The organism is Stenotrophomonas sp. 2YAF22 (genome assembly GCF_052114665.1).
Taxonomy (GTDB): Bacteria; Pseudomonadota; Gammaproteobacteria; order Xanthomonadales; family Xanthomonadaceae; genus Stenotrophomonas; species Stenotrophomonas indicatrix.
On sequence record NZ_JBFRFE010000522.1, the window covers coordinates 1 to 3,137 of the forward strand.

At 65.5% G+C, this 3,137-nt stretch carries 2 protein-coding genes; one reads left to right on the forward strand and one right to left on the reverse strand.

Annotated elements, in window-relative coordinates:
• On the reverse strand, positions 1-1,593 hold a 1,593-nt coding region (locus tag AB4Y84_RS17505; protein ID WP_442250547.1), incomplete at its 3' end, for an Rne/Rng family ribonuclease.
• Between the two features lie 406 nt (positions 1,594-1,999).
• On the opposite strand from AB4Y84_RS17505, the gene AB4Y84_RS17510 reads away from it, so the two are divergent.
• Entirely contained in the window at positions 2,000-2,974 is a 975-nt protein-coding gene (locus tag AB4Y84_RS17510; protein WP_312785980.1) for an RluA family pseudouridine synthase, read from the forward strand.
• Positions 2,975-3,137 lie beyond the last annotated feature (163 nt).

Below are 3,137 nucleotides of genomic sequence, written 5' to 3' on the forward strand. Positions count from 1 at the left end.
GTTGTGCTTGACCTGGGTCACCATCGGCGGCGGGATGTTCAGCTGGCCCTTGGTCAGTGCGTGTACCGGCAGCTTGCGCGGGGTACCGCGCTGGTAGCTCGGCTTGCCGCTTTCCTCGCCCAGTTCGTTGTCGCGCAGGCGGGTGACGGTGTAATGCGGGGTGTGCAGCTGCTCGTCGGCAACGATCACGATCGGCGCCTCGTGGCGCTTCTCGATTTCGCCCAGTGCGCCGCGCTTTTCGTTCAGCAGGTAATTGGCGATCTCCACCGGCGCCTGTACCAGCACCTGCCCGGTGTTCTCCTTCATCGCATGCTCTTCAGCGACGCGGATGATCGACAGCGACAGCGACTCGAYGCTGCGCATGCGGCCATGGCCGTCGCAACGCGGGCAGACGATCTGGCTGGATTCGCCCAGGCTCGGACGCAGACGCTGGCGGCTCATTTCCAGCAGGCCGAAGCGCGAGATGCGGCCGACCTGCACGCGTGCACGGTCGTACTTGAGCGCGTTGGCCAGGCGGTTCTCGACTTCGCGCTGGTGCTTGTTGGAAGCCATGTCGATGAAGTCGATCACCACCAGGCCGCCGAGGTCGCGCAGGCGCAGCTGGCGGGCCACTTCCTCGGCCGCTTCCAGGTTGGTCTGGAACGCGGTGTCCTCGATGTCGCTGCCCTTGGTGGCGCGCGAGGAGTTGACGTCGACGGCAGTCAGCGCTTCGGTCTGGTCAACCACGATCGAACCGCCCGACGGCAGGCGCACGTTGCGCTCGTAGGCGCCTTCGATCTGCGATTCGATCTGGAAGCGGTTGAACAGCGGGATGTCGTCCTTGTAATGCTTGAGCTTGCGCAGGGTCTGCGGCATCACCTGCTGCATGAACTCCTTGGCGTGCTCGTACATCTCCTCGGTGTCCACCAGGATCTCGCCGATGTCGGCGCGCAGGTAGTCACGCAGGGCGCGCACGATCAGGCGCGATTCCTGGTAGATCAGGAACGGGGCCGGCTTGCTCAGGGCGGCTTCGGCGATGGCGCGCCAGACGTTCAGCAGGTAATCCAGATCCCACTGCAGCTCTTCCGCATCGCGGCCGACGCCGGCGGTACGGATGATGACGCCCATTTCGTCGGGGATGTTCAGCTTGTCCAGGGCGTCCTTCAAGGCCGCCCGGTCTTCACCCTCGATGCGACGGGAAACTCCGCCGGCACTGGGGGAATTGGGCATCAGCACCATGTAACGGCCGGCCAGGGAGATGAACGTGGTCAGGGCAGCGCCCTTGTTGCCACGTTCTTCCTTGTCCACCTGGACGACGATTTCCTGGCCTTCCCTCAGCAGCTCGCGGATGCCGGCCTTGTTGTGGTCGACGCCGGCCTGGAAGTAATCGCGGGAGATTTCCTTCAGCGGCAGGAAGCCGTGGCGGCCGCCACCGTATTCAACGAAGGCCGCTTCCAGCGAGGGCTCGATGCGGAAGATCCGGCCCTTGTAGATGTTGGACTTCTTCTGTTCCTTGGACGGCTGCTCGATGTCGATGTCATACAACGACTGGCCATCCACGATGGCAACACGCAGCTCTTCAGCCTGCGTGGCGTTGATCAGCATTCGCTTCATTGTTGCGTTCCTCGCAAGCGGCTACCGCGCGGAACGCCATGGAGTTTCGCCTCTGGACACGGCTCGCCGCCCATTCGCGCAAGCGCGGGGAGGGCGGCTTGGGTTTCCAGCGCTACGACACCACGGCAGGCCGCGGGAGCGCTTCAATTTTCTGGTTTTGGGTGTTGCAGGGCCGGAGGCAGCTGTCAGCCAGGCTGGAGCGCCGCACGGGACATGTTCAGCGCGACTGCGTGTCAGGCAATCGGCGATGGCCGGGAACGCCGGTGAGCCGCTAACATGGCCGCCCCGCGGGCGGTGGTCGCGCACTGTGCCGGATTCGTCGGAAGCGGGGCTTCTGGCCCTGAGTAACTTCCAACGAAATCAATCCCTTATCTCGCCCCCCGAGTGTAACAGAATAAACAGGCTGATGACTGCACAAGACCCTACCAAGCCGGCCGGCGAAAAGCCTTCCGTGCGCATGATCACCGTTCCGGCCGACCGCGCCGGCCAGCGCCTGGACAATTTCCTGCTCGGCCAGCTCAAGGGTGCCCCGCGCAGCCTGGTCTACAAGCTGGTCCGCAGCGGGCAGGTACGCGTCAACGGCGGCCGCGCCAAGGCCGAGCGCAAGCTGGAAGCTGGCGACGAAGTGCGGATCCCGCCGGTTCGTCTCAGCGATGAAGGAGACAAGGCGGGACCACCGGAGGCGTTCATGCGTCGGCTGGAGCAGGCCATCGTCTTCGAAGATGCCCGCCTTCTGGCGCTGAACAAGCCGACCGGCGTCGCCAGCCATGGCGGCAGCGGCATCAGCTTCGGCGCCATCGAGACCCTGCGCGCTCTGCGCCCCGGCCAGACCCTGGAGTTGGTCCATCGGCTGGACCGTGACACCTCGGGCCTGTTGATCGTGGCCAAGAAGCGTTCGGCACTGAGCGAGCTGCAGGCACTGCTGCGTGAAGACCACGGCGCCGGCATCCGCAAGCGCTACCTGACCCTGTTGGCCGGGCGCATGCCGGACGGGGTGATGACGGTCGACGCGCCGTTGCACGTGGGCCTGCGCCAGGGCGGCGAGCGCCATGTGCAGGTCAATGCGATCGGCAAGGAATCGATCAGCCATTTCCGGGTGCTGGAGCGCAAGGGCGGCCATTCCTATTGCGAGGTGCGCATCGAAACCGGCCGCACCCACCAGATCCGCGTRCACGCCCAGCATCTCGGGCATCCGGTTGCCGGTGACGACAAGTACGGCGATCCTGCGGTCAACAAGCGGCTTCGTGAGCAGATCGGACTGAAGCGCCTGTTCCTGCATGCCGCGTCGCTGGAGTTCGCGCTGGACGACGGCAAGAGCCCGTATGTGCTGAACGCGCCGCTGGCCGATGAGCTGGTCGAGGCGCTGGACAGGCTGAAGTAGCCCCTGCGGGGCTGACCGGCCAACGGGCGCAGCCCCCTCGCGGCTGGCGTCCAAAGCGGGATCCCGGTTTTGGTCGGTCCGGATGGGTTGGCGGGGGACGCCGTGAACCCATCCCTGGGGGCTTGGCCGCGGCATCCATGCCGCGGACACCCCYGCCAACCCA